The organism is Streptomyces sp. NPDC007164 (assembly GCF_040634135.1).
GTDB classification, from domain to species: Bacteria; Actinomycetota; Actinomycetes; order Streptomycetales; family Streptomycetaceae; genus Streptomyces; species Streptomyces sanglieri.
The window spans coordinates 120339-145770 of sequence record NZ_JBEYFB010000019.1 but is presented as its reverse complement, the minus strand read 5'-3'; the positions used below and the strand labels follow the sequence as shown (position 1 = coordinate 145770).

Annotated in this window: 19 protein-coding genes; 11 read left to right on the top strand and 8 right to left on the bottom strand. The window is 71.0% G+C overall.

All coding sequences use genetic code 11. The features are described from left to right. Nucleotides 1–130: 130 nt before the first annotated feature. From ABZ622_RS23700 to ABZ622_RS23690, 3 genes are all read right to left on the bottom strand, one after another. Nucleotides 131–1468, bottom strand: coding sequence for an MFS transporter (locus ABZ622_RS23700; RefSeq protein ID WP_360546221.1), 1338 nt, complete (start codon nt 1466–1468; stop codon nt 131–133). 113 nt (nt 1469–1581) lie between these two features. After that, a complete protein-coding gene (locus ABZ622_RS23695) occupies nt 1582–2892 on the bottom strand; it encodes a 2-oxo acid dehydrogenase subunit E2 (RefSeq protein ID WP_360546219.1) in 1311 nt (436 codons plus the stop codon). A 37-nt stretch (nt 2893–2929) separates the two neighbouring features. After that, entirely contained in the window at nt 2930–5128 is a 2199-nt protein-coding gene (locus ABZ622_RS23690; protein ID WP_360546217.1) for a thiamine pyrophosphate-dependent enzyme, read from the bottom strand. 138 nt (nt 5129–5266) lie between these two features. Here ABZ622_RS23690 and ABZ622_RS23685 point away from each other — a divergent pair, with 138 nt between their 5' ends. The 5 genes from ABZ622_RS23685 to htpG all read left to right on the top strand — a co-directional run bounded on the left by ABZ622_RS23685 (nt 5267) and on the right by htpG (nt 10270). Beyond that, nucleotides 5267–5821: a VOC family protein gene (locus ABZ622_RS23685; protein WP_360546215.1), complete on the top strand. Its 555-nt coding sequence runs from the start codon at nt 5267–5269 to the stop codon at nt 5819–5821. A gap of 33 nt (nt 5822–5854) precedes the next feature. Then, nucleotides 5855–6604, top strand: a complete 750-nt coding sequence (locus tag ABZ622_RS23680; RefSeq protein WP_360546213.1) for a GntR family transcriptional regulator — start codon at nt 5855–5857, stop codon at nt 6602–6604. Continuing rightward, a complete protein-coding gene (locus ABZ622_RS23675) occupies nt 6561–7343 on the top strand; it encodes an SDR family NAD(P)-dependent oxidoreductase (RefSeq protein ID WP_360546211.1) in 783 nt (260 codons plus the stop codon). Before ABZ622_RS23680 ends, ABZ622_RS23675 begins: the two co-directional genes overlap by 44 nt. 69 nt (nt 7344–7412) lie before the next feature. After that, on the top strand, nt 7413–8273 hold the full coding sequence (locus ABZ622_RS23670; RefSeq protein WP_360546209.1) for an SDR family NAD(P)-dependent oxidoreductase: 861 nt from the start codon (nt 7413–7415) through the stop codon (nt 8271–8273). A 65-nt stretch (nt 8274–8338) separates the two neighbouring features. Next, the gene (gene htpG / locus ABZ622_RS23665; protein WP_360546207.1) at nt 8339–10270 is read left to right on the top strand and encodes a molecular chaperone HtpG; all 1932 of its coding nucleotides are present in this window, start codon (nt 8339–8341) and stop codon (nt 10268–10270) included. A 108-nt stretch (nt 10271–10378) separates the two neighbouring features. On the opposite strand, the gene ABZ622_RS23660 is transcribed toward htpG, so the two are convergent. Beyond that, the gene (locus ABZ622_RS23660) at nt 10379–11026 is read right to left on the bottom strand and encodes a TetR/AcrR family transcriptional regulator (RefSeq protein WP_360546204.1); all 648 of its coding nucleotides are present in this window, start codon (nt 11024–11026) and stop codon (nt 10379–10381) included. A gap of 458 nt (nt 11027–11484) precedes the next feature. On the opposite strand from ABZ622_RS23660, the gene ABZ622_RS23655 reads away from it, so the two are divergent. After that, the gene (locus ABZ622_RS23655) at nt 11485–12993 is read left to right on the top strand and encodes an MFS transporter (RefSeq protein WP_360546202.1); all 1509 of its coding nucleotides are present in this window, start codon (nt 11485–11487) and stop codon (nt 12991–12993) included. A 184-nt stretch (nt 12994–13177) separates the two neighbouring features. Here the strand turns inward: ABZ622_RS23655 and ABZ622_RS23650 are convergent, their stop codons facing one another. Then, nucleotides 13178–14164 (bottom strand): alpha/beta hydrolase, encoded by a 987-nt coding sequence (locus tag ABZ622_RS23650; protein ID WP_360546200.1) that lies wholly within the window; start codon nt 14162–14164, stop codon nt 13178–13180. Between the two features lie 306 nt (nt 14165–14470). Here ABZ622_RS23650 and ABZ622_RS23645 point away from each other — a divergent pair, with 306 nt between their 5' ends. Further along, nucleotides 14471–15844: an MFS transporter gene (locus ABZ622_RS23645; protein ID WP_360546233.1), complete on the top strand. Its 1374-nt coding sequence runs from the start codon at nt 14471–14473 to the stop codon at nt 15842–15844. 70 nt (nt 15845–15914) lie between these two features. Here the strand turns inward: ABZ622_RS23645 and ABZ622_RS23640 are convergent, their stop codons facing one another. Further along, nucleotides 15915–16430 carry a hypothetical protein gene (locus ABZ622_RS23640; RefSeq protein WP_360546198.1) on the bottom strand — a complete coding sequence of 172 codons (516 nt, stop codon included), beginning with the start codon at nt 16428–16430 and terminating at the stop codon, nt 15915–15917. Nucleotides 16431–16660: 230 nt separating this feature from the next. Between ABZ622_RS23640 and ABZ622_RS23635 the strand changes: the two genes are divergently transcribed. Further along, the gene (locus tag ABZ622_RS23635) at nt 16661–17806 is read left to right on the top strand and encodes a glycosyltransferase (protein WP_360546196.1); all 1146 of its coding nucleotides are present in this window, start codon (nt 16661–16663) and stop codon (nt 17804–17806) included. Nucleotides 17807–17888: 82 nt separating this feature from the next. Continuing rightward, nucleotides 17889–19094 carry an aromatic acid exporter family protein gene (locus ABZ622_RS23630; protein ID WP_360546194.1) on the top strand — a complete coding sequence of 402 codons (1206 nt, stop codon included), beginning with the start codon at nt 17889–17891 and terminating at the stop codon, nt 19092–19094. 29 nt (nt 19095–19123) lie between these two features. On the opposite strand, the gene ABZ622_RS23625 is transcribed toward ABZ622_RS23630, so the two are convergent. Further along, a complete protein-coding gene (locus tag ABZ622_RS23625) occupies nt 19124–20275 on the bottom strand; it encodes a PP2C family protein-serine/threonine phosphatase (RefSeq protein ID WP_360546192.1) in 1152 nt (383 codons plus the stop codon). Between the two features lie 464 nt (nt 20276–20739). Between ABZ622_RS23625 and ABZ622_RS23620 the strand changes: the two genes are divergently transcribed. Next, the gene (locus ABZ622_RS23620; protein WP_360546190.1) at nt 20740–21921 is read left to right on the top strand and encodes a glycoside hydrolase family 16 protein; all 1182 of its coding nucleotides are present in this window, start codon (nt 20740–20742) and stop codon (nt 21919–21921) included. A gap of 47 nt (nt 21922–21968) precedes the next feature. Here the strand turns inward: ABZ622_RS23620 and ABZ622_RS23615 are convergent, their stop codons facing one another. Then, a complete protein-coding gene (locus ABZ622_RS23615; protein WP_360546188.1) occupies nt 21969–23780 on the bottom strand; it encodes a hypothetical protein in 1812 nt (603 codons plus the stop codon). 231 nt (nt 23781–24011) lie between these two features. On the opposite strand from ABZ622_RS23615, the gene ABZ622_RS23610 reads away from it, so the two are divergent. Further along, nucleotides 24012–25394, top strand: a complete 1383-nt coding sequence (locus tag ABZ622_RS23610) for an extracellular solute-binding protein (protein WP_360546186.1) — start codon at nt 24012–24014, stop codon at nt 25392–25394. Nucleotides 25395–25432 lie beyond the last annotated feature (38 nt).

Below are 25432 nucleotides of genomic sequence, written 5' to 3'. Positions count from 1 at the left end.
TGTGTGTGGGGGTGTGGCGGGCCGGGCCGGGGGTGAAAAACGCGCGGGGGGGCGGGGGGGGGGGGGGGGGGCCGCCCCCCCGGGGGGGGGGGGGGCCCCCCGGGCGGGGCCCCCCCCACGCCGGCTTCCGTCAGGACTTCGGGGAGAAGCGCAGCCGCGTGGCCGCCAGTGCGCCGAAGGCCAGCAGGACGATGGAGACCCACAGGCCGGACAGGTGATTGCCGGTGGCGTCCTCGGCGTAGCCCATGATGTACGGGCCGACGAAGCCGCCGGTGATGCCGATGGTGTTGAGCAGGGCCAGACCACCGGCGAGGGTCTTGCCCGACAGTCGGGTGGCGGGGAAGTTGAACAGCAGGGGCTGGACGACGAAGAACGCCAGGCCGGTGAAGCAGAAGCCGAGCAGGGCGATCACGGGACCGGCGACGGCGGCGACGATGAGGCCGGTGAACATCATCAGCAGGCCGACCACCACGAAGTTGCGGGAGCGCCGGGGCGTGGTCGCGCGGGGCGGGACCAGTACGGCGCCGACGGCCGCGGTGAGCCAGGGCAGGCCGGTCAGCAGCCCGATGGTGAACGGGGAGAGATCGCCCCAGCCGCCGATGATGCCGGGCAGGAAGTAGACGACGGAGTACAGGGCGACCTGGTGCGTCCAGTTGGCGAAGATGGCCAGCAGCATCTGCTTGTCGCGCAGCACCGTCAGCAGCGAGCCGGATCCGGAGCCGTTGCCGGCCGCCTCGGAGCCCTCGGCCTGCTCGCGGGTGACCGCGTCCTGGACGAGCCGGGCCTCGTCCGCCGTCAGCCAGGGTGCCTTGGCCGGGCCGTCGGGCAGGTACCGGAAGATGGCGACTGCCAGGAAGAGGCAGGGGATCCCCTCGATGACGAACATCCACTGCCAGCCGTGCCAGCCGCCGAGGCCGTCCATCTCCATGAGCAGTCCGCCGAGCGGGTTTCCGACGACGCTGGCGATGGAGGCGCCGAGCAGGAGCAGTCCGATGGCCCGGCCGCGGATCTCGGAGCGGAACCAGTAGGTGAAGTAGAGCAGGATGCCCGGCAGCAGCCCCGCCTCGGCGGCGCCGAGCAGCAGCCGCATGGCGTAGAAGGACTTCTCGCCCTGCACGAAGGCCATGCAGGCGGAGATGACGCCCCAGGTCAGCATGATCCGGGTGATCCACCAGCGGGCGCCCACCCGGTACATGATCAGGTTGCTGGGCACCTCGGAGATCGCGTAGGTGAGGAAGAACAGTCCCGCGCCCAGCCCGTAGGCCGCGGCGGAGATGCCGAGGTCGACCTCCAGGCGTTCCTTGGCCAGGCCGATGTTGGTCCGGTCCAGGAACGACATGATGTAGGCGGCCAGCAGCAGCGGCATCAGCCGCCGCAGATTGCGCTGGTCCAGCTCGCCGAGCGCATCGCGCGGGGTTTCGTGTGGTGTGGCCGCACTTGGCGTGCGGGAACCGCGGATCAAAGACATCGGTGTCCTCTTGGGGTGCTCTGGCAGCCGTCAGGTGGGGACGACAGGACTTGGGCTCGGCCGGGCGGACTGCGGCGGTGATGCCGCACTCCGCCCGGCCTGCCGGGGTGGGTTCAGACGACGAGCCGGACCGGGTTCTCCACGGCCTCGGTGAAGGCCGCGAGCCAGCGCGCCGCCACGGCGCCGTCCACCGGACGGTGGTCCACGGACAGGACCACGCCGAGCACCTTCGCCGCGGTGACCGCGCCGTCGCGGACCACCGCCTCGTCGCGTGCGGCGCCGATGGCCAGGATCGCGGCCTGCGGCGGGTTGATGATGGCGGCGAACTCCTCGACCCCGTACATGCCGAGGTTCGAAACGGTGATCGAGCCGCCTTCGAGGTCGGCGGGGACCAGGCCACCGGAGCGCGCCCGCTCCGCGAACGCACGGGTCCGCGTGGCGATCGCCGACACCGACAGGTTCTCGATCCCGCGCAGCACCGGGGTCACCAGGCCCGTGTCGGTGGCGATGGCGACCGACACGTCGACGGTTCGGAACCGTCGGACGGCGTCCGGCTGCCACACCGCATTCATCTCCGGCACCTGGGTGTGTGCCGTGGCGACGGCCTTGATCAGCAGGTCGTTGACCGAGATCCTGACCGGGCTGACGGCGTTGATCCGCTGCCGCAGGGCGAGCAGCTCGTCGACCGCGCAGGTCGCCCGCAGGTAGAAGTGCGGGGTGTGCTGCTTGCTCTCGGTGAGCCGCCTGGCGATGGCCCGGCGCATCCGGGTGTGCGGGATGTCCTCGTGGTCACCGGTGCCGGCCGCGGAGACGGGCGCGGCGGGGCCGGTGGCCTGCGGTACGGGGGCGGCCGCCGGGGGTGCCGGGGGCACGGGCCGCTCCGTCGCCTCCGTCCGCCGGGCCGCGACGGCGACCGCGGCCTCGACGTCGCGGCGGACGATGCGGCCGCCGGGTCCGGTGCCGGTGAGGGCCTCGATGCCGAGGCCCGCCTCGCGGGCCAGCCTGCGAGCCAGCGGACTGCTGAAGATCCGCCCGCCACGATCCGGCTCACCGGAAGCCGGCGCGACGGAGGGCGCCGGTGCGACCGGCTCCTCCGGAACGTCCCGGCGCACCGCCTGCCGGGCCTCGGCGGGCGCGGCCACGCCGAGCTCCGCCAGCAGCGCGTCGAGGTCACCGGTCTGCTCGCCGACGGTGCCGAGCACGGCGATCGGGTCACCGACCTCGATCTCGACGCCGGCCTCGTACAGCGCCTTGAGCAGTACGCCGTCCCGCTCGGCGGACACGTCCACCTCGGCCTTGTCGGTCTCGATGGAGACCAGTGCGTCGTCCTTGGTGAACGACGCCCCCTCCGCCACCTGCCAGGCGGACAGTACGGCCGTTGCCGCGTCGGCGGCCACGGCGGGCATTCGGAACAGTTCTGCCATGATCAACCCTCCTGGGTGTTCTCTCGTACGGGGAGGGTCAGTTCCCGGTGACCCGCTGGAGCGCGGCCACGACCTCTTCGGTCCGTGCGATCGCCGCCCGCTCCAGCACCTTGCTGATGCTGGGCGAGGACTCGCCGGCCTGGACGCGCTCGACCGGCTGGTCGAGCCAGTCGAAGTAGCGGCGCTGGATCTCGTCGGACAGCCAGCCGCCGTAGGAGGTGCCGATGGGGCCCTGCTCGGCGATGAGCACGTTGTTGGTCTTGCGGATGCTCTCGCCGAGGGTGTCCCAGTCGAGACTGGCGCGGTCCAGCCAGCGCAGGTCGATGACCTCGGCGTCCAGGCCCAGCTGCTCGACGGCCTCCAGGACGTAGTTGGTCATCGCGAGGTACGACACGACGGTGATCCGCGATCCGGTGCGGCGCACCGCCGCCCTGCCGACCGGCAGGCAGTAGTCGAAGTCGTCCACCGGGCCCGGACCGACCGAGTTGTACAGGTCGGTGTGCTCCAGTACGACGACCGGGTCCTTGCAGGTCAGCGCCGAGTTCATCAGGCCCACGTAGTCGAAGGGCGTGGACGGGGCGACGATCCGCCAGCCGGGGGCCGTGGCGAGGATCCCCGCCGGGTCCATGGAGTGCTGGGAGCCGTAGCCGGTGCCCATGGCGACCTTGCTGCGCAGGACGAGCGGGACGCCGGACCCCTGTCCGTCGCCGCCGAACATGTGCCGGGCCTTGCCGATCTGGTTGAAGATCTGGTCGGCGGCGACCCACATGAAGTCGGCGTACATGAACTCCACCACCGGCTTGTACCGGCCGTCGAGCGCGATGCCGCCGGCCAGTCCGGCGAAGGCGTTCTCGCTGATCGGGGTGCCCAGGACCCGGTCCGGGTGGGCCTCGGCCAGGCCCTTGGTGGCGCCGTTGGTGCCGCCCTTGAGCCGGTGCACGTCCTCGCCCATGACGACGACCGACGGGTCCTCGGCCATGCGCCGGCTCATCACCTCGGCCACGACATCGATGAACTTCCGCTGTTCCAGGCGCCCCTGGAACGCGTCCGGGCCGGTCCCGGTGTCGGCGAGGCGTACGTCGTCGAACTCGCCGAGGTCGCCCCGTACACCGACGTCGCGGAAGGACGGGTCGGGCCATTCGGCGGGCCTGATGCGGCGGGTGCCCGGCTTTCCGTCGGGGTCGGGCTCCAGCAGCTCGTCACCGATGGCGGCCATGACCGCCTTGGCCCGCGCGGTGCACTCCTCGATCTCTTCGGTGCTCAGGACGCCGTTCTCGACGAGCTGGTGCGAGACGAGGGCGAGCGGGTCGCGGGCCCGCCACTCCTTCTCCTCGTCCTTGGTGCGGTAGCCGAACGCGCTGCCGGGGAACGGGCCGTTCTGGTGGAAGAAGCGGTAGACCTCGGCCTCGACGACGGTCGGGCCGCCACCGGCGCGCATGTGGTCCACGGCCTCGCTCATGGCGAGGTACGTGGCGAGCGGGTCCATGCCGTCCACGCGCCAGCTGGGGATGTTGAAGCCCAGTCCGCGCGCCGACAGCCGGGGCTCGGCAGTCGCCTCGTCGACGTGGGTGGAGACGGCGTACTTGTTGTTCTCGATGAAGAAGCAGACCGGCAGCTTCCAGGCGGCGGCGAGGTTCATCGTCTCCAGCACGGAGCCGATGTTGACCGCGCCGTCCCCGAAGTAGGTGACCGAGACGGCATCGGTGCCGGCCTGCCGCGCCGACCAGGCGAACCCGGCGGCCTGCGGCACGCCGCCGCCGACGATCGCGTTGGTGCCCATGGCCCCGGCCTCGCGCCACTGCAGGTGCATGGATCCGCCGCGCCCCTGGCAGAAGCCCCTGGCCAGGCCGCAGATCTCGGCCAGGCTGCGCTGCAGGACGGTGCGCACCTCCGCGTCGACGGGGCGGCGCAGGTCGACGCCGTCGGGCGCGACATGTCCCAGTGCCTTGGCGAGGAACTGGTGGTGCCCCCGGTGCGAGCCGCCGACGAAGTCGGCACTGGTCAGCGGCAGCACGGAGCCGACGGCGCCGCCCTCCTGGCCGATGCTGGAGTGCGCCGGCCCGTGGACCAGTCCCTGGCCCGCGAGGTCGAGCACGTACTCCTCGAAAGTCCTGATCAGCAGGGTCTGGGTGAACATCGAGGTCAGCAGCCGGGGGTCCGCGCCGTGCCAGTCCTTCTTGGTCGCCGTCACCTCGGTCCAGGGTGATGCGGGGGCCAGTTTCCGGTGTGTGGGCATGAGCACTCTCCTGTGTGATTCGGTGAGCACTGTCGCAGTGAATGGATCCATAGCCAATACCTCGTTACCGGAACGTTACGTTCAGATTTCGGGAATGTCCATTGACTACGGCACCTGAGGCGGAGCAATGTGAGAGTCATGGCGGACAGATGGATCCATTCCACAGGTGACCAGGAGCGGGGGCTTCCCGGGCTGGCCGGTGTCGAGCACATCGGCTTCACCGTTCCCGACCTCGAAGAGGCGACCAGGTTCTTCGTCGAGGTGATCGGCTGCGAGCACGTCTACTCGCTCGGCCCGTTCCGTTCCGACGGCACCTGGATGAGCGACCACCTCGGCGTCCACCCGCGTGCCGTGATGCGCGAGCTGCGCTTCTTCCGGTGCGCCGGCGGTCCGAACTTCGAGATCTTCGAGTACGAGGCCCCCGGACAGGAGACGCGACCGCCGCGCAACAGCGACGTCGGCGGCCACCATCTCGCCTTCTACGTCACCGACCTCGACGCCGCCGTGGCCCACCTGCGACGGCACGGCGTACGGATCCTGGGCGAACCCACGGCCAGCTCCGGCCCGAGCGAGGGGCAGCGCTGGGTCTACTTCCTCACTCCCTGGGGGATGCAGCTGGAGCTGGTCTCCTACCCGGACGGCAAGCGGTACGAGGCCGGCTCACCGGTACTGCTGTGGCAGCCTTCCGTCTGAACACGCCGCCGCGCCACCGCACCAGGGAGAACCATGTCACCCAGTCCGACCACCGGATCCGGCCCCTCGGGATCCAGCACGCCCGGATCCAGCGCCGCCGTCGCCAGCCAGCGCGTCGCGGACCATCTGCGTGCCGCCATCCTCAGCGGTGAACTGCGCCCCGGCGCCCGGATCATGCAGGAGCAGGTCGCAGCGCAGCTCGGCGCCAGCCGGCTGCCCGTACGCGAGGCCCTGCGGATACTGGCGGCCGAGGGACTGACCGTAGTGAAGTCCAACAGCGGTGCCTGGGTCTCCAGGATGGACATGGCGGAGTGCGAGGGCGTCTACAAGATCCGCGAACGCCTGGAACCGCTCGCCCTCGGCGAGAGCATCCCGCATCTGACCGCCGAGCAGGTCGCCGAACTGGAGACGATCGCGCGGCAGATCGAGCTCACCACCGACGTGGACCGCTTCCTGGCCCTCGACGGCCGGCTCCACCTGCTCACCTACGCCGGATGCCGCGTCGCCCAGATCACCGCCATGGTCGACCGGTTCTGGAACACCACCCAGCACTACCGCCGCGCCTTCGCCCGGCTCGCGGGCGACAGCGGCTGGGAACTGATCCACGCCGAGCACCGCCTGATCATCGACGCGATCAAGCGGGCCGACATCGTCGACGCCGAACGTTTTCTCACCGGCCACATCCGCCGCACCCGGCTCGAACTGGCCCGACACCCCGAACTGTTCACAGAGGAAGACCATGACAGCGACCACACAGCAGACGCAGCAGGCCCCGCGGACTGACGTCCGCCCCTTCGAGGGCCGGACCCTCCTCCTGTCCGGCGCGGGCGGCGGTATCGCCCGCGAGGTGGCCCGCCAGTTCCACGCGGCAGGCGCCAACCTGGTGCTCGGCGACCTGAACGCCGAGGCACTGGCGGAGTTCGCCGCGACGCTCGACCCCACAGGCACCACCGTGATCACCCGCACCCTGGACGCGGCATCGCCGGAGAGCAACAACGCGTTCGTCGCCGCCGCCGTCGAGACATTCGGCTCGGTCGACTTCCTCGTACCCGCCGCCGGGATCTACCCCGAGCAGGCCGTCGCCGACATGACCGACGAGCAGTGGAACACCGTCATCTCGGTCAACCTCAACGGTGTCTTCTACCTGACCCGTGCCGTCCTGCCCCACCTCAACGAGGGCGGCAGCATCGTCAATCTGACCTCCATGGCCGGTCACCGGGGAAGCGTCCGGCACGCGCACTACGCGGCGACCAAGGGCGCGCTGCTCGCCTTCTCCCGCAGCCTGGCCTGGGAACTCGGCTCCAGGGCACGGATCAACATGGTCTCGCCCGGCATCATCGAGACCCCCATGACCCGCGACTACGTGGCCGACCGCGGCGACACCGCGCTCGCCACCACCCCGCTGGGCCGCCTGGGCCGGCCGGAGGAAGTCGCCTCCGTCGTCACCTTCCTCTGCTCGCCCGCCGCGAGCTTCGTCCAGGGCGAAGTCATCCATGTGAACGGCGGCATGCACATGATCTGAACACGACCGAGGACAACGGAGCAGGGCACGACGGAGAGCACGACGGAGCAAGTGGTGACGGAACCGAACATGACGACCGAAGCAGCGGTCTACCCCGACCTGAGCGGCAGCTCCGTATGCGTCACGGGCGCCGCCCGCGGCCTGGGCCTGGCGATGGCCGACGCCTTCGCCCGCGCCGGATGCCATGTGCTGCTGATCGACATCGACGGCGACGAACTGGACCGGGTGCGGCCGGCACTGGCGGCGCGCCACCCCGACCGGGTGATCGCGGCGGCCGCGGCCCCGGTGAGCGACCAGGACGCGGTGACGGCCGCACTCACCGCGTTCACCGCCCGGACGGGGGAGCTGTCCGTCATGGTCGCCAACGCCGGTGTCTCCGCCAACGCGCCGTCCCTGGATCTCGAACTGGACCGCTGGAACACCGCGTTGGACGTCAATCTCACCGGGGTCTTCGTCTGCGCGCGCGCCGCCGCCCGCATCATGCGCGAGGGCGACGGAGGCGTCATCCTCACCACCTCGTCGATGTACGGGGTGACCGCCGGCCCCGAGCGCGCGGCGTACTGCGCGACCAAGGCCGCCGTCGCCGCACTCACCAAGGTCCTGGCCGTCGAGTGGGCCCCGTCCGGCATCCGGGTCAACGCGCTCGCACCCGGATACGTCGAGACCGACCTGCTGACCCGGCTCTCCGACTCCGGGCGCCTGGACACCCGGGCGCTGCTCCGCCGCACCCCGCGCGGCCGCCTCGGCACCCCGCAGGACATCGCCAATCTCGCCCTGTTCCTGTCCTCCGGCGTGTCCGCGAACATCACCGGCCAGGTGCTGGTCAGCGACGGCGGCTGGACGGCCGACGGATACGCGGTGGCAGCGGCCCGGCCGGACGCCGGGCAGGGCCGTGGAAACGGTGGGCTTCGGGGTAGTGGCCCGGAGTGATCACCGGCTGATCTAAAGTGCTCAGGCCAGATCCACGACCGCGGACCTGAGAAGGAATCACGGATATGCCCACTGAGACGTTCGAGTTTCAGGTGGAAGCGCGCCAGCTTCTGCAGATGATGATCCACTCGATCTACTCGAACAAGGACGTGTTCCTGCGTGAACTCGTCTCCAACTCCTCCGACGCGCTCGACAAGCTGCGCCTCGAAGCCCTGCGCGACGACTCGCTCGGCGCCGACGTGTCAGACCTCCACATCGCCATCGAGACCGACCGGCAGTCCCGCACCCTGACCGTGCGGGACAACGGCATCGGGATGTCTCACGACGAAGTGGTCCAGCTCATCGGGACCATCGCGAACTCGGGCACCGCGAAGTTCCTGCGGGAGCTCAAGGAGGCCGAGGAGAACGCCGCGGCCGACGGGCTGATCGGCCAGTTCGGCGTCGGGTTCTACTCCAGCTTCATGGTCGCCGACGAGGTCACGCTGCTGACCCGGCGCGCGGGCGAGAGCCGGGGCACCCGGTGGACGTCGTCCGGCGAGGGCACGTACACGATCGAGACGGTCGACAGCGCTCCCCAGGGAACCTCCGTCACGCTCCACCTCAAGCCGGAGGACACCGACGACCAGCTCCACGACTACGTCTCCCCGTGGAAGATCAGGGAGATCGTCAAGCGCTACTCGGACTTCATCACCTGGCCCGTCCGGATGGTTCCCGAGGCCGCTGCGGGCACGGACGGCGAGGAAGGGGCCGACGATGCCCCGCGCGAGCCCGAGACGCTCAACTCGATGAAGGCCCTGTGGGCACGCTCGCGCGACGAGGTCACCGACGACGAGTACCACGAGCTGTACAAGCACATCAGCCACGACTGGAGCGCCCCTCTGGAGACCATCCGCCTTCAGGCGGAGGGCACCTTCGAGTACCAGGCGCTGCTCTTCATCCCGTCGCACGCGCCCCAGGACCTGTTCATGCAGGGGTACCGGCGCGGCATCCAGCTCTATGTGAAGCGCGTCTTCATCATGGACGACTGCGAAGCGCTGATGCCGCCGTACCTGCGCTTCGTCAAGGGTGTCGTCGACGCGCAGGACCTGTCGCTCAACGTGTCGCGCGAGATCCTCCAGCAGGACCGCCAGATCCAGCTGATGCACCGGCGGCTGGCGAAGAAGGTCCTGTCGACGGTCAAGGACATGATGTCCGCCGAGCCGGAGCGGTACGCCACGTTCTGGCGGGAGTTCGGGCGAGTCCTCAAGGAAGGACTGCTGAGCGACTTCGAGAACCGCGAGGCCATCCTCGGCGTCTCGTCCTTCGCCACGACCCACGACAAGGACGAGCCGACCACGCTGCGGCAGTACGTGGAGCGGATGAAGGACGGCCAGGAGCACATCTTCTATCTGACGGGCGAGTCCCGTCAGGCCGTCGAGAACTCCCCGCACATGGAGGCGTTCCGGGCCAAGGGCGTCGAGGTGCTGCTGCTGACCGACCCCGTCGACGAGGTGTGGGTCGAGGCCGAGCCGGAGTTCGACGGCAAGAAGCTGCGGTCCGTCGCCAAGGGCGAGGTCGACCTCGGGACCGAGGAGGAGAAGAAGGAGGCGGCGACCGAACGCGAGGGCCGCCGGCAGGAGTACGCGGATCTGCTCGGCTGGATGACGGACCGGCTGAGCGACACCGTCAAGGAGGTACGTCTCTCCTCCCGCCTCACCGTCTCGCCGGCCTGCATCGTCTCGGACGCGCACGACGCGACACCGGCCCTGGAGAACATGTACCGGGCCATGGGCCAGGAGATTCCCCAGGTCAAGCGCATCCTCGAACTCAACCCGGAGCACCCGCTGGTCAGCGGCCTCAACCGGGCACACGCCGAACGCGGCGAGACCGACGGCACCGGACTCCAGGAGACGGCCGAGCTGCTCCACGATCTGGCGCTGCTCGCCGAGGGCGGCGAACTGGGCGACCCGTCACGCTTCGTCAGGCTGATGGCCGACCGCCTCGAACGGACGCTGTGAACCCCCGCCGTCGGTGAATCCGCACCGACGGCTCCAGCACGGCGGACACTTCACGGTGGGCCGCGCCCCGCACGGCCGGGGCGCGGCCCACCGGCCGGTTCCGCGTCTTCAACGGCCGGGCGTCACCGGGGCGGTCCAGAGCCCGCTGATCGCGTCCACGAGCACGGTGGCGTACGCGGGCCAGCCGGAGTGGGTGACCTGAGTGCTGTCCCCGAGCGAGCGTTCGCGCTCGGCCAGCATGTGCACCATCAACTGGAGCGCCATGTCCCCCCGGTCGATCCGGACCGGCAGCGGCAGATCGGGCAGGCACCGGTTGAGCCCGTCGAGGGACTTCTGGACCGACGGCCCGAACGTCTCGTCGACCATGACCTCGCGCAGCACCGGATCGGTCATCACCTGGGCGACGAACCGGGCGTACCAGGTGGGGGAGTTCAGCTCGGCCAGGTGATCGGTGCCGGGATACACCAGGCAGGCCACCCAGTCCCGTACGTTCCGTGAGTCGCCGGTCCGCGTCAGCATGGCCTCGCGCAGTTCGCCGATCCGGCCGGCGTGCTTGCGGATGATCGCCCGGAGCAGGTCCGTCTTGGTGCCGAAGTGGTAGCCGACGGCCGCATTGTTGCCCTGCCCGGCGACCTCGCTGATCCGGCGGTTGGACACCGCGTGCAGGCCGTGCTCGGCGAACATCCGCTCCGCGACGCTGAGGATCAGCTCCCGGGTCGCCCCGGACCGGCCGGGCGGGGCCGCTCTGGTCGCCACCGTCACCACCCGGCCCGGGGTCCGCGCGGCCGGCTCGTCCCGGCGTCGCGGCCGTGGCCCGGGCAGGGACGGGGGTCGGGGCTGCGGTCCGGCATCATGTCCTCGGCGTCGTCGAATGCGTTCCCCTCCGAACGACAGGTCGCACGGAGACCGGGACCGAAGCGCGGGAACACTCCCACCGCGATGCGCACCGACGAGCGGTCGGAGGCCGGTTCCGCCCGGTGCCGGCGGTCGGCCGCCGGCGTCCCGGCCATCCTGCCGATGCGCCGTGCGGTGCCCCCTCCCGCGGTCGGCGGGCCCGCCCCCGGGCCCCTGGGCACCGCAGTGTCGCCCCGCCGGCCCTCCTGACTCATCGTGGGTCTCCCTCCGCTCGCCGGCAGCCGCGTGAGCAATGAACGCGTACTGCTGACTTACGTCAAGCCACTGACTTAAATCTGCGTCGCCGTCTGCCCGAACGCATGACCACAACGGAGGTCTCCGTGATATCCAGCGCCCAGCCCCAGGCCGGAAGCAGGCCCCCGGAGGCCCGGCCGAAGGCGACGAACAGTCTGGTCGCCGTGCTCGCCCTCGCCGGAATCGTCGTCTCCCTGATGCAGACGATCATGATTCCGCTGGTGCCCGAGCTGCCCCGGCTGCTGCACGCCTCCGCCTCGGACGCGACCTGGGCGATCACCGCCACGCTGCTCGCGGGCGCGGTCGCCACCCCGGTGATGGGCCGGCTCGGCGACATGTACGGCAAGCGCCGCATGCTGCTGGTCAGCCTCCTCCTGCTGGTGGCCGGTTCGGTGGTCGCCGCACTCAGCGACGGCCCCGCGCCGATGGTCGCCGGCCGGACCCTCCAGGGGCTCGCCGCCGGGGTCATCCCCCTGGGCATCAGCATCATGCGCGACGAACTGCCCGCCGAGCGGCTCGGCTCGGCGATCGCGCTGATGGGGGCCTCGCTGGGGATCGGGGGCGCCCTCGGTCTGCCCGCGGCCGCGTTCCTCGCCGAGCGGGTCGACTGGCACGTGCTGTTCTGGGTCTCGGGCGGGATGGGCGCGCTCGCCACGGCGTTCGTCCTGGTGCTGGTGCCCGAATCGGCGGTCCGCAGCGGCGGACGGTTCGACCTGGTGGGTGCCCTCGGGCTCTCCGCGGCCCTGGTGTGTCTGCTGCTCGCGATCTCCAAGGGCGCCACATGGGGCTGGGGCAGTGCGCGGACCCTGGGGCTGATCGGCGCCTCGGTCGTCGTCCTGGGTCTGTGGGGCCGGTGGGAACTGCGGACCCGCGAGCCGCTGGTCGACCTGCGTACCACCGTCCGGCGTCAGGTGCTGCTCACGAACATCGCCTCGGCCGTCTTCGGCTTCGCGATGTTCGCGATGTCGCTCGTACTGCCCCAGGTGCTCCAGCTCCCGGAGTCCACCGGGTACGGCCTGGGGGCCTCGCTGCTGACCGTGGGCCTGGTCATGGGACCGTCCGGGCTGGTCATGATGGCGGTCGCTCCGCTGTCGGCACGCATCTCCCGGACCAGGGGGCCGAAGGTGACGCTGATGACCGGTGCCGTGGTGGTCGCCGCCGGGTACCTGCTGAGCATCGTTCTGATGTCCGCGATCTGGCAGCTGGTGCTGGTCTCGGCCGTGACCGGGGCCGGGATCGGCCTTGCCTACGGGGCCATGCCCGCACTGATCATGGCCGCGGTACCCGTCTCCGAGACCGCTGCCGCCAACAGCTTCAACACCCTCACCCGGGCCATCGGCACCTCGGCCGCCAGCGCGGTGGCGGGCGTGGTCCTCGCCCAGATGACCACCGGCTTCGGTCCGCTCACCGTGCCGTCGCAGAACGGCTTCCGCACGGTCATGGCGATCGGAGCGGGCGCCGCCCTCATGGCCTTCGTCATCGCGTTCTTCCTGCCCGGACGCGGAGCCGCCGCGCAGGCCCGGGACCGGCCCGCACCGGAAGCCGCCCCGACGCCCGAACCCGCCGGGAGCTGACCCGGAACCGCTGGATCTCCCGACGGCCTCGCACCGGGATGCGAACCACGCGGTCCGGAGCGAGGATCGAAGTACGGGCAGTGGCCCGGCTGCGCCCCGACTCCCCGAGGGTCGGCCCCCTTCCCCGGCGCTCCGGTCCGCTTCCCGGCCGCCGTCCCGCGACCGCCCCGCGACCGCGCCGGTCTCAGCGGGGCAGGGAGCCGAGCCAGCCGGTCAGGATGCCGTTGACCTCCTCGCTGCGTTCCTGCTGGATCCAGTGACCGGTGCCGTCCAGGATGTGTGAGGAATCCAGCGCGGGCAGGGTCCTCGGGTACGCCTCGATCGCCCCGGACATCCAGGTGGTCGAGGCATCGAGGCCGCCGCCGATGAACAGGGCGGGCCGGGTGATGGGCGCGCCGTGGAAATCCGTGAGGTCCGTCCAGTCCCGGTCCATGTTCCGGTAGCGGTTCAGCGCCCCGCTCATTCCGGTGCGCTCGAACTCCGCGGCGTAGAAGTCCAGTTCGTCCTCGCTGAGCCAGGCGGGCAGCCGGCCGGCGGGGAACCGCTCACGCATCGTTCCGCCGAGCCGTACGAAGTGCGGGTCGGGTGCGTCCGGTGCGGGCATGGTGTCGGCGGACAGCGCGGCGTAGACGCCCGCGAGCCAGCCCCGGACGTCCGGCTCGATCTCGGCCTCGGCCCGGCCGGGCTCCTGGAAGTAGGAGACGTAGAACTCCTCGTCCCCGCCCATCCCCGCGAAGACCTCGCTGGGGCGTGGCCCGCCCGGCGGCGCGTAGGGAACGCTCAGCAGACCCACCGCGCGGAAGACGTCCGGCCTGACGAGGGCCGAGTCGGCGGCGATCGCCGAGCCCCAGTCGTGCCCGACGATCACCGCGGTCTCCTCGCCGAGCGCGTGCACCACGGCGACGTTGTCCTCGATCAGGTCGAGCATCCGGTACGCGTCGACGGACTCGGGCCTGGAGGAACGCCCGTAGCCCCGCACGTCGATGGCGACCGCCCGGAACCCCGCGGCGGCCAGCACCGGCAGCTGGCGGCGCCAGGAGTACCAGGATTCCGGAAACCCGTGCACCAGCAGCACCAGCGGCCCGACGCCCTGCTCCACCAGATGGATCCGGCCGGCGGGAGAGGGGACCGTACGGTGCCTTTGGTCCGTGATCCGGGCGGGCTGCGACATGGATCCTCCCGACCCTTCGATCTGTTGCGCGGACCGCGATCCCTCGCGCGGATCCGATGCGTGGTCCCGATCATGCGACGGATGCCGGGGCCACGCGAGCGTTGTTGCCGCTCCGGCAAACCGTCGGTGGCGCCGGCCCCTTCCCCCGGGGTGGCGATGTGCGGAAAACGAGTGGCACGCGGTCCTGTGGCAGACATAGCTTGTGCGCCTGTGACTGACGCCCCGAAGAGCTCATCGCGTGACCCGCACACGACGTTCACGGAGCCGGCCGCGCCGGACGGCGGCAAACGTACGAAGGCCGCGGATCTGCCGCCCTTACGGTCCGAGGACGCCGACGGCATCTTCTCCCGGACGTACGCGGCGGCCACCTCCGGCTTCGCCGCGGTGATGTTCCTGACCGGCCTCGCCGCACTGGCGGTGGTGCCCACACTCCCGACGGCCGCCCGAGATCTGGACGGGGTGTCGCTCTTCCCGCTGGTGGCGGGCTGTTTCGTGGCCGCGAGTCTGCTGGGCGGGGTGCTGGGCGGTCACTGGGCGGACCGTGCGGGGGCCAACCGTCCGCTGGCGGCGGGCATGGTGCTGGCCGTGGTCACCCTGCTGGTCTCGGCCTGCAGCACCTCGATCTGGCAACTGGCCGCCGGGCGCTTCGTGGACGGCGTGGCGGGCGGGATGGTCGCGGTGGCGATCAACACCGCGATCGGCCAGGCGTATCCCGAGCGGCTTCAGCCGCGCGCCCTGGCGCTGATGAGCGCCTGCTGGATCATTCCGTCGCTCGTCGGCCCCCCGATGGCGGGGCTGGTCGCCGAGTGGTGGTCCTGGCGTGCGGTGTTCTACGGCCTGGCGGTTCTGACGGCGCTTCCGGCGCTGGCGGTCGTGGCCCTGCTGAACGGCCGTTCCTGGAAGGCCGCGCCCGCGCTGTCCGAGGAGAAGACCCCGCGCCCCGCCCTGACGGTCGCGGTGGCGGTGAGCGTGGGTGCGGCGCTGGGCCAGTACGGGGTATCGGGCTGGGACACGCGTCATCTGCTGTTCGCGGTGTCGGGACTCGCGCTGATGGTGCTGTTCGCCTCCCGGCTGCTGCCGGCCGGCACCTGGCGTGCCGCGCACGGACTGCCCGCCACCGTGCTGCTGCGCGGGCTGAGTTCGGGCGTGTTCTTCACGCTGGAGGCATTCGTGCCGCTGATGCTGGTCACCGACCGCGACGTGGCCCCCGTCGTGACGGGTCTGGCCTTCACCGGAGCCGCCGTGGCGTGGGCCGCCTCCTCCTGGGTGCAGGGCCGTCTGCCGGAACGGACGCCACGTCACCGTCTGGTCGTGGTGGGGGCGTTGGTGCAGGTGGTGGCGATCGTGATCGCCGCCGTCGGGTCGCTGCCCGGGGCGCCGGCGGTCACCGCCGCGTCGTCGATGGTCGTCGCGGCGATCGGCATGGGGCTGCTCGCCCCGTCACTCACCGTGCTGTCCCTGGCCCACGCCCCGACCGGCCGGCAGGGCTACGCCAGCAGCGCGATGCAGACCAACCAGAACCTGGGCCAGATCCTGGTCCTGGGCGTCGCCTCCGCCGTCTTCAACGCCTTCCTGAGCGGCGGCTCGAACGACCACGTCGGCTACGCCGCCGCCTTCGGGCTGCTGCTCGTGCCCGGCATCCTGGCCGCCGTGCTCGCCGCCCGGGCCCGCGGCGCCTGAGCCGACCGGGGCGGCGCGCGGCGGGCGAACGGGTCAGGAACCGCACGGAGGGAAGCGGATACGGGGCGGCTCAGGCTCCGAGGATCCGTACGGCGACGCCCGCGGGGCCGGCGAGTGCGGTCAGCTCCCCGGCCCTCGCGGCACGCAGACACACCACCGGGTAGCAGTCCGAATCGGTGTCGAGCACGGCGAGCGTCGCGCCGACGTCGCGGTAGTGGCGACCGCAGGCCTCCAGGAACGCGGCCGTCCGCAGACGCATGTCGCGGGCCCCGAACAACACCCAGGGGTCCACGGACGGCCGGGATGCCAGCTTCTCCAACCGGGCCCGTATCTCCGTGGGCTGCTCCTTCCAGTCGCACTCCGCGAGCAGCCGATGCTCACCCAGGGCGTCGACGAGCGCGGTCCGGGCGAGGTTCGGCACGGGCCTGTCGATGCCCCGGTCCGCCAGCTGGGCCGCATGCGTGATCACATAGCGCTCGGGGTCGTCGTGGGCGAGCAACACCCGCTCACCGACGGCCGGATGGGCCGGAGCGAGAAGCGATGCGATGGCTGCCAGTGACGTACGGACGGCGTCGGTGCCGGACATGGTGAGCGCTCCTTCGGCAGCTCGTGGCTGCGGCTGGTCCCGAGAGGGTGAGGACGCCCTGACGACGTCTGTGGGAGAGCCTGGCACAGGGGTGTGACAACGGGCGGCGCGGTCTGCGGGGCGCCCCCGGAGACCGCGGCGGCAAACATCGGACAGACGCCGGGATCGCGCCGAAATCAGGCGGAAAGCTGTCCTGTGGGCGGCAGATGAACATCCCTAGGCTCTGTCCCATGCGTGTACTTTTCGCCTCGACCCGCGGATCGGGCCACTTTCACCCACTTGTTCCCCTCATCGACGCGTGCACGGCACGGGGCGACGACGTCCTCGTCGTCGCCCCACCGGCACTGGAGTCGTTATTGGCGTCCCGGAAGCAGCCGTACCGCATCGGCGGGGAGCCACCCGAGGAGGAGCTCGGCAGGACCAAGGCGCGCGTGCTGGCGCTGCCCTCGGAGGACGGTGTCTCGACGATGGTCACGGAGGTGTTCGGCCGGCTCGGGATCGCCGCGATGCTTCCCGCGCTGGAGGAGGCGTGCCGCGACTGGCGGCCCGACCTCGTCGTGCACGAGGCGTACGAGTTCGCTTCGGTGGTGGCCGCCGAGCGGCACGGGATCCCGCGGCTCCGGGTCGCGGTCTCGGCCGCGCGGTTCATCCGGTCCACCGACTCCCTGATGACCCCCGTGTTCCAGCCGTACGGAACCGGCATCACGGAACGGCTCCTCGCCACCCCGTACCTGACCCGACTCCCGGCCTCCCTGGACCCCTCGCAGTACGCCGCGACCCACCGCTACCACGAGACCCTTCGGCCGGGCGCGCCGCCGGACCGGTGGGGCGGATCGGAGCAGCCACTGGTCAACCTCACCCTGGGCACCGAGGCGGGTGCCATGCCGACCGCGGTCGGCCTGTACCGGGCGCTCGTCGAGGCGGTGAGCGAACTGCCGGTGCGGGTACTGCTCACCACGGGGCACCTCGTCGAGGCGGCGGACCTCGGTCCGCTGCCGCCCCATGTCCGCGTGGAGCAGTGGGTGCCGCAGGCGGACGTCCTGCGGCGTGCGTCCCTCGTGGTCTGCCACGGCGGATCCGGGACGGTCTTCGGCGCCCTGGCGGCCGGCGTCCCACTGGTCTGCATCCCCCTCTTCGCCGACCAGCCGGTGAACGCCCGGCTGGTGTCCGACGCGGGAGCGGGGATGGCGATCACTCCGACCGGCGCCCCGGTGGACGAGCCGGCGGTGCTGGGCCCCGACGACGTACGGGACCTCCGCGCGGCCACCGAGCTGATCCTCAAGGAGCCGTCGTTCCGGGCCCGGGCCGGCCGCCTGGCCGACGAGATGCGGTCCACCCCCGCGGTCGAGGAACTGCTCGGCACCCTCGCCCCCTGACCCCGGCGGACGGCGTCCTCCGTACGGAGGGTGTCGCCGGGCCGGGGCGCCCGTGCCGCGCACGGGCGGGCATGGGAAGGAAATGGCACGAGTATCCGCACCCGTGATCGAGCTCGTCCGGCGGACGACCGAGCCCGTCGGGGCGCAGACCCTGCGCTCCACGGCGGCCGCCGTCATCGCCTATGCCGTGGCGGTGTGGGCCCTGCCCCATCCCGCACCGCTCACGGCCCCGCTCACCGCGCTCCTCGTCGTACAGGTCACCCTCTACGCGACCCTCACCACGGGGATCCGCCGGGTGAACTCCGTCGTGGTCGGGGTGCTCATCGCCAGCGCGTTCACCGCGCTGGTGGGCCTCAACTGGTGGAGCCTCGGGCTGACGATCTTCGCCTCGCTGATCATCGGGCGGCTGGTGCGCGTCGGCGAGTTCGTCCCCGAGGTCGCGATCAGCGCGATGCTCGTGCTCGGTGTCTCACAGGTCGCCTCGACCGCCTGGGACCGGGTGCTGGAGACCCTGATCGGCGCGGGAGTGGGGCTGCTCTTCAACCTGCTCCTGGCGCCTCCCGTGTGGGTGCAGCCCGCGGGCGCCTCCATCGACGGTCTGGCCCGTGAGATGGGCGCGATGCTCCGCGCGACGGGAGCGGACGTGGGCGGGCACATCTCCGTCGAGCGGGCGGCCGACCGGCTCCACGCGGCCCGGCGCCTCGACCACGACATCGTGGAGGTCGACGCCTCGCTGCGGCAGGCGGAGGACAGCCTCACGCTCAATCCGCGGGTCCGGCAGGGACTGCTCTACCGGGTCGTGCTCCGCACCGGTCTGGACACCCTGGAGATCTGCGCCGTGGTGCTGCGGGTCCTGTCGCGCACCCTGACCGACCTGGCGAAGGCCCGCACCGACGAAACGCTGTTCCCCGCCGACGTGGCCGAATCCCTGACCGAGCTCTTCGGGCAGCTGGCCGACGCCGTCGAGAGCTTCTCCGAGCTGATCACCACCCCGCTCGCGGAGAACGCCGAAGAGGCCGAGGCCGGGCTGGCCGACGCACTCGCCGTCAGCCGCGCGACCAGGGACCGGGTGGCCGGTCTGCTGCTCGAAAACGTCCAGGAACATCCCCGGCAGTGGCAGCTGCACGGGGCGCTGCTCGCCGAGATCGACCGGATCCTCGACGAGCTCGACATCGACAAGCGCACGGAACGCCTGGGCAAGGAGCTCGACCGGCGCTCCGCGCAACTCCACGAACGTCACCCCTGGCTGCGCTCCGTGTCACGCCGCCTGGGCACCGGGCAGAACTGACGGCGCGGCGCACCCGGCGGCCGGGAGCATCATCCGGAGGCCGGCAGGCGCTCGATGGCGACCAGCGCCGCATCGTCCCCCAGGCGACCGCCCGCGTGGTGCAACAGGTCGGCGCACAAGGACTCCAGCAGCGCTTCGGGGCCCGTACCGAACCGCGAGGCGGCCCGTTCCCGCAGCGGATAGAAGTGCCCCGACCGGTCCCGGGACTCGATCACGCCGTCGGTGTACAGGAGCAGGGTGTCACCGGCCTCGAAGCCGAACGTCTCCGCCGTGTGCTCGGTGATCACCAGGCGCGCCAGACCGAGCGGCGGGGCGGGCGTGCGCACATCGAGCGGGATCACCTCGCCTGCCCGCAGCAGGAGCGGCGGCGGATGACCGCAGCTGACCAGGTGGATCTCGGCGGCGTCGTCGGGGATGTCGAGCACGGCCGCGGTGACGAACGACTCCGCGAGGTCCGGATCGTCCTCCCCGTCCCCGTCCCCGTCCGCGCCCGCGTGGGCGGCGTCGGCTTCGTCGGGGTCCGGTGCGATGCTCGTCTCCAGATGGGCCACGAGTTCGGGCAGCGGCCACCGCTGGCGGGAAAGCGCGTGGAAGGCACCCAGCACGCTCGCCGCCTCACCGATCGCGGCGAGCCCCTTGCCGCGCACATCACCGATGATCAGCCGGGTGCCTCCCATGGTGCGGGCGGCGGCGTAGAGGTCGCCGCCGATCTGCGCCTCCGCCTCCGCGGCCAGATAGACCGAGGAGATGCGCAGCGGGCCGCTCCGCGCGGGCAGCGGACGCAGTACCACGCGCTGCGCGGCCTCGGCCACCGAACGCAGCTGGGTCACGGCCCGCTCGTTGCGGACTCTCAGATGGGCGAAGAAGGTGACGAAGGCGGAGATGAGGACCAGCGAGATGATCTGGTAGGTGTGATTGAGATCGTTGAGACTGGCACGTGCGACCGCCACCAACGACTGCGTGAGCACGGCGACCACGCCGACGAAGGCGGTCATGCGCGGCCCGGCGAAGGAGGCGGCCAGCGCGGGCGCCGCCACCAGGAACGGACCGAGATGGACCTCCGGCGGCGCGGTGACATCGACCACGGTGACGGCGGCGATCAGCGCGAACGGCGTCGCCACGAGCGCGTTCCTGCGCCGTCGGGACTCACGGATCGACTCCAGGAACCGCGGGGAAGCCATGCTTCCGGAATACCGCACTCGGCCCGTCCCCGCTCCTCGTACGGCTGATCGCCGGGCCGGCCGGGAACTCCCGCGACGGCGAGCCGTCGATGTTCCGTCCACCGTGTGGATGGAACGTCTCGGGTCGCGGGAGCCGGCACACAGAGCGTCGAGAGGGCCCGTCCCGGCATGGCGTCCTTGGGCCCGGCCGAGCCGACCGGCGACGGCGCCACCGAGCGTGGTCGGTGCGACACATTGACCGGATGCCACGTGCGCTCAGCGAATCTGAGATGCAACATGCGGGAATGTCACTCATGAATGGCGGCTGAATCAACTCTTCAGTGGAACCAAATCTGCGGAACGGGCTGCGCGAAGTCTTGACGCGCCCTCAACATGTGGACACTCTTCCTGCATTGCGCATCCGAGTTGCACAAGTTGAGTGCGTAGCAAGGCAACTGGATTGTTGGACGACGAAGGAGTACGGCATGAAGAGAGCGACCCGCACCCCGCGCACGCTCGCCGTTGTGGCCGCCGGGCTGCTGGCCCTGGCCGGCGGTATCGCCCCGCAGGCCACGGCGGCCGAGGCGTCCCCGCCCGGCGGCGGCTGGACGCTCGCCTTCGGCGACGAGTTCAACGGCACCGCCGTCGACACCGGAAAGTGGAGCTTCCGCACCGATGTGAAGGGCTACAGCGCGCAGCGCAAGGAGAACGTCACCGAGTCGGGCGGCAGCCTCAGCATCAACCTGAAGAAGGAGACCTACGCCGGCAAGGACTTCACCGGCGGCGGAGTGGTCAGCAAGCAGCGGCTGCGCTACGGCTACTACGAGACCCGCGCCAGGATCAACGACGGCGGCGGCTGGCACTCCTCGTTCTGGCTGATGGGCGGCGACGGCAGCACCACGTTCCCCGCAGACCAGCGCACCGAGGTCGACGGCTTCGAGATCGACTCGGTCAACCCCGCCAAGCTCGCCCACAACGTGCACAGCTGGAAGGGGTCGGGCTCCACCGGCCCGGTGCACTACGGCTCCGGCACCTACGACAGCGGCCTCGACCTGCGGCAGTGGCACACCTACGGGATCGACTGGTCCGAGAGCGGTGTGAAGTTCTACCTCGACGGCGCACTGAAGTACACCGCCGGCTACACCCCCGATCAGTGGACGCACGACTACACCGCCGTCTGGCTCACCTCCATCGCCTACGGGACCGTGCCGGACGCGACCAGGCTGCCGTCCGCGATGCAGTTCGACTACGTCCGCTACTGGCAGCGGGACTACTACGTCGACAACGACGGCCCCGCCGCCTACGGCTACTCCACCTCCGGTACATGGTCGGCCAGTTCGCTCTCCGGCTGGACGAAGGACTCGCCGATGACATACGCCTGCGACGCCGGTGCCACGGCGACCTGGCGGCCCCGCCTCCGCTCCGCCGGAACGTACGAGGTCTTCCTCCGCAAGACGGCCACGCCCGGCGGTGACCCCGCCGCCCGGGTCGCACTCGACAACAACGGCACAGTGACCACGAGCACCCTCGACGAACGCACCGGCAGCTCCGGCTGGACCTCCCTCGGCACCCGGCCGTACGCCGAGGGCACCGGCGCCGCCGTCTCCCTCACCGCGAGCGGCACCGGGTGCGTGCACGCCGACGCGGTGAAGTTCGTGCGCCGGTGACCTCCGGCCGGCCGCGGACTGCCCCGCGGCCGGCCGCGATCGGTGCGTTACGGAACGAGCAGTGAATCCGAGAGACGGGGCGACGGCGGCGCCGCCCCGTCCAGCGTCGCGGAGTGCAGCGCGGCGTGCTCCTCACGGGAGACGACGGACCGGCCGCCGCGCACGGTGAGCCGGTGCCCCTGCGGGGTCGTCCAGCGGACCTCGGCGTGATCCGCGTCCGCGGCCACCTCGGGATCCGGCGTGGGCTCCGCGCCCTGCCGCGCGCCGCCCGCCACGAGGGACAGGGTCCCGGCCGCGAAGGTGTCGCCGAGCTCCGCCCAGTCCAGCTCGGCCGGGGTCGCGCTCTCGAACAGCACCACCTCGATCCGCACCCCGTCGGCGCGCGGCACCAGCCGGGCCGTCGGCGTACGGCCGCCGAACGCACCGCCGGCCAGCCTGAAGTCCAGCCGGGCCGTACCCAGGTCGAGTTCGACGCCGCCGTCGACCGCGCAGGGTTCCGCCACGGGCGGTGCGCCGATCGCGTCCACGACCAGGCGCAGCGACCGCGCCCGGAACCGGTCGCCCGGCTCGATCATGTCGAGGTGGTGGTGCCGGTCGCCCGCCGGGCAGGCGAACCCCGCCAGCCAGGCCACATGCGGACCGCTCTGCACGGTCGAGAGCACGCCCGAGGCGAAGTCGAAGTCCTCCGCCCCGTCGTCCTTCATCAGATGGACGTGCAGATGCCCGGAGGTTCCGTCCGGACGGACCCAGTGGCCGAACAGCGGACGCCGCTGCAGCCAGGTGTCCTGGTGGTTCACACTGCCCAGGGTGGTGACCGCGTCCAGCCAGGTGGTGCCCGTCTCCGGGGACGGGGTCTCGGTGAACAGCTCCCGGTGCTCGCGCTCGCCCTCCAGCTCCCGCAGCCGGGGCAGCACCCAGTCGGGCATCCGGTAGTCCACGCAGGACTCCACCCCGGTCGCCATCTCGCCCCGGACCGGGCTGGGCACCGGCGCGCCGAGCTCCCCGCGCACCGCCTTCGCCAGGAACGGCGGCACCCCCAGGTCGTTGCTGTAGCAGCGGGCCATCGGGCCGGAGAGCTGACGGGTCGGCGGGTGCCAGCGGGCCAGGAAGTGCAGCCAGAGCCGGTCATGCAGCCGGTCGTTGAGCTCCAGTACCTCCTCGTCGTCGACGTGCTCCCTGATCAGGGTCAGGGTCTGGAGCACGACGCCCCAGTAGGACGGGCTGTTGAACTCGGTGAAGCTGCCGGTGCTGTCGATGGCCCGGGTGAGCCGCACCATCCGGTCCTTGCCGTACGCGAACAGCTCCTCGTCGTCCAGGAGTTTCCCGGCGGCGAGCGTCACGAAAGTGCCCATGACGGCGACGTTGGTGTACGTCAGATGCACATTCCGGCGGACGATCGAGGCGGCCGCGTGCCGCAGCGACTCCCGCAGTTCGTGGCGCACCCCGGCCGGCAGGGTGTCGCCGTGGCGGGCGTGCACCAGCAGCAGCGCGATGCCGAGGAAGTCCGCCCAGTTCCAGTCGGCCGGGACCATCTCCGCCGCCGGCTCCTCGGCGTAGTAGCCCCAGATCCCGTAGGTGGCGTTCTCCGACGACCGGTCCTGAAGCCCGGCGATCCGCAGGATCACCGAGTGGGCGCGCTCGGCGTCGCCCTCGCCGCCCCGCTCCAGCAGCAGCAGGGCGTAGTGCAGGGAGTTGCGGGTGGGGTGCGCGGGGCCGCCCTTGATGTTGGTGTGGATGGGGTTGTACGGGGCTTCGACCCGCAGCAGGTTCGCCTCGGCGTCCCAGCAGCGATCGCCCTCGGCGAGGGCCGCTCGCAGCAGGGCGCGATCGTACTCGGCGGCCGACCAGGCAGGGTGCACGGGATGTCCTCCAGCTCGCGATCGTCGGACCGACGATCTTCGGAAAACGCTTGGGAAACGTTTTCCAGAGGCTAAGCCGACGTCTACGCTGCGGCAAGAGGCATACGTTGGGCTCCGGGCCAGAAGCCCGCATCAAACCCATTGACGCGGCGATATCGGGCGGTGCAAGGTGACCCCGGCTGGAAAACGCTTTCCAGCCGGTTTCCGGTCTGCCCCTGAATGGAGTCCCCGATGAGACCCTCCCTGCGCATCGCCCTGACGGGCGTCACCGCGGGTGCGCTCGTCTGCGTGCTTGCCTCATGTTCCGGTTCCGGCAGTGACGCGGCGGGCGACGGCACGGTGACGATCACCGTCTCCGGGCGCCCGCCCGCCACCAACGCGGCCGCCCTCAAGACGTTCGAGGCGCGGGTGGCGGAATTCGAGAAGGCCAACCCCAAGATCAAGATCAAGACGAACGAGTACCAGTACGACCAGCAGAGCTTCCAGACCAAGGTCGGCGGCGGCAGCCTGGAGACGATCGTACGGGTGCCGCTGACCGAGATGTCGGGCCTGATCAAGCGCAGGCAGATCGCCGATCTCACCGGCGACTACAAGGCGCTCAAGCACAGCGAGGACTTCAACGAGGTCGCGCTCGGTGCCGCGAAGGGCGTGGACGGCAAGCTCTACGGCATCCCGACCGAGGAGTACGCCCTCGGCCTGGTCTACAACCGGGACCTGTTCGAGAAGGCCGGACTCGACCCGGACAAACCGCCGGTCACCTGGCCGGAGGTCCGTACGGCGGCCAAGGCGATCAGTGAGAAGACCGGTGCCACCGGATACGCGCAGATGACCAAGGAGAACGCGGGTGGCTGGATGCTCACCGCCATGGCGTACTCCTTCGGCGACAGCATGCAGGAGCAGTCCGGCGGCAAGTGGGCCAACACCTTCGACCGTTCCGGCAGCGGCGCGGAGAAGTCGCTGAAGGCGCTGAAGGACATGCGCTGGACGGACGACTCGATGGGCAAGAACCAGCTGCGCAACATCACCGACATGGAGAAGGACTTCTCCGCCGGGAAGATCGGCATGACGATCGCCGGACCCAGCATGGTCGGCCACTACGTCCAGCAGTACAAGGGCGACCCGAAGACCATCGGCCTCGGTGCGATGCCCGTCGACGGCGGCAACAAGCGGACCCTGGCCGGCGGCACCATCGCGGTGATCAGTCCCAGGGCCACCGCGCAGCAGCGCGAGGCCGCGGCGAAGTTCATCGACTTCTACTACCTCTCCACCAAGTACGACGTGGCCCTCGCCGAGAAGGACGCGGTGGCCAAGAAGAAGGACGGCGCCGTCATCGGTGTACCGAGCGTCCCGTTCTACAAGCCCGCCATCGCCGGCCCGGTCGATGCCGTGGTCAACAAGCAGGCCAATGTGCCGGTCGGGAACTTCGCCCCGTACAGCAGCACGCTCGGCGAGTACAAGCTGCTCATCGAGCCGCCCGTCGAGGCGCAGAACGTCTACAAGGCCCTCGACAGCGCCGTGCAGGCCGTACTGACCCGCCAGGACGCCGACCCGGCGGAGCAGCTGAAGAAGGCCGCGGCACAGGTCAAGTCCCAGGTGGAGCGGGCGCAGAACTAGTGCCCCTTGCGGCACCAGCACCCCTTCCGGCAGCGGAG

Excerpts from the sequence above, each read along its gene's own strand:
- ABZ622_RS23700 (WP_360546221.1), bottom strand. The coding sequence starts at position 1,468 with ATGTCTTTGATCCGCGGTTCCCGCACGCCAAGTGCGGCCACACCACAC.
- ABZ622_RS23695 (WP_360546219.1), bottom strand. The coding sequence starts at position 2,892 with ATGGCAGAACTGTTCCGAATGCCCGCCGTGGCCGCCGACGCGGCAACG.
- ABZ622_RS23690 (WP_360546217.1), bottom strand. The coding sequence starts at position 5,128 with ATGCCCACACACCGGAAACTGGCCCCCGCATCACCCTGGACCGAGGTG.
- ABZ622_RS23685 (WP_360546215.1), top strand. The coding sequence starts at position 5,267 with ATGGCGGACAGATGGATCCATTCCACAGGTGACCAGGAGCGGGGGCTT.
- ABZ622_RS23680 (WP_360546213.1), top strand. The coding sequence starts at position 5,855 with ATGTCACCCAGTCCGACCACCGGATCCGGCCCCTCGGGATCCAGCACG.
- ABZ622_RS23675 (WP_360546211.1), top strand. The coding sequence starts at position 6,561 with ATGACAGCGACCACACAGCAGACGCAGCAGGCCCCGCGGACTGACGTC.
- ABZ622_RS23670 (WP_360546209.1), top strand. The coding sequence starts at position 7,413 with ATGACGACCGAAGCAGCGGTCTACCCCGACCTGAGCGGCAGCTCCGTA.
- htpG (WP_360546207.1), top strand. The coding sequence starts at position 8,339 with ATGCCCACTGAGACGTTCGAGTTTCAGGTGGAAGCGCGCCAGCTTCTG.
- ABZ622_RS23655 (WP_360546202.1), top strand. The coding sequence starts at position 11,485 with ATGACCACAACGGAGGTCTCCGTGATATCCAGCGCCCAGCCCCAGGCC.
- ABZ622_RS23650 (WP_360546200.1), bottom strand. The coding sequence starts at position 14,164 with ATGTCGCAGCCCGCCCGGATCACGGACCAAAGGCACCGTACGGTCCCC.
- ABZ622_RS23640 (WP_360546198.1), bottom strand. The coding sequence starts at position 16,430 with ATGTCCGGCACCGACGCCGTCCGTACGTCACTGGCAGCCATCGCATCG.
- ABZ622_RS23635 (WP_360546196.1), top strand. The coding sequence starts at position 16,661 with ATGCGTGTACTTTTCGCCTCGACCCGCGGATCGGGCCACTTTCACCCA.
- ABZ622_RS23630 (WP_360546194.1), top strand. The coding sequence starts at position 17,889 with ATGGCACGAGTATCCGCACCCGTGATCGAGCTCGTCCGGCGGACGACC.
- ABZ622_RS23625 (WP_360546192.1), bottom strand. The coding sequence starts at position 20,275 with ATGGCTTCCCCGCGGTTCCTGGAGTCGATCCGTGAGTCCCGACGGCGC.
- ABZ622_RS23620 (WP_360546190.1), top strand. The coding sequence starts at position 20,740 with ATGAAGAGAGCGACCCGCACCCCGCGCACGCTCGCCGTTGTGGCCGCC.
- ABZ622_RS23610 (WP_360546186.1), top strand. The coding sequence starts at position 24,012 with ATGAGACCCTCCCTGCGCATCGCCCTGACGGGCGTCACCGCGGGTGCG.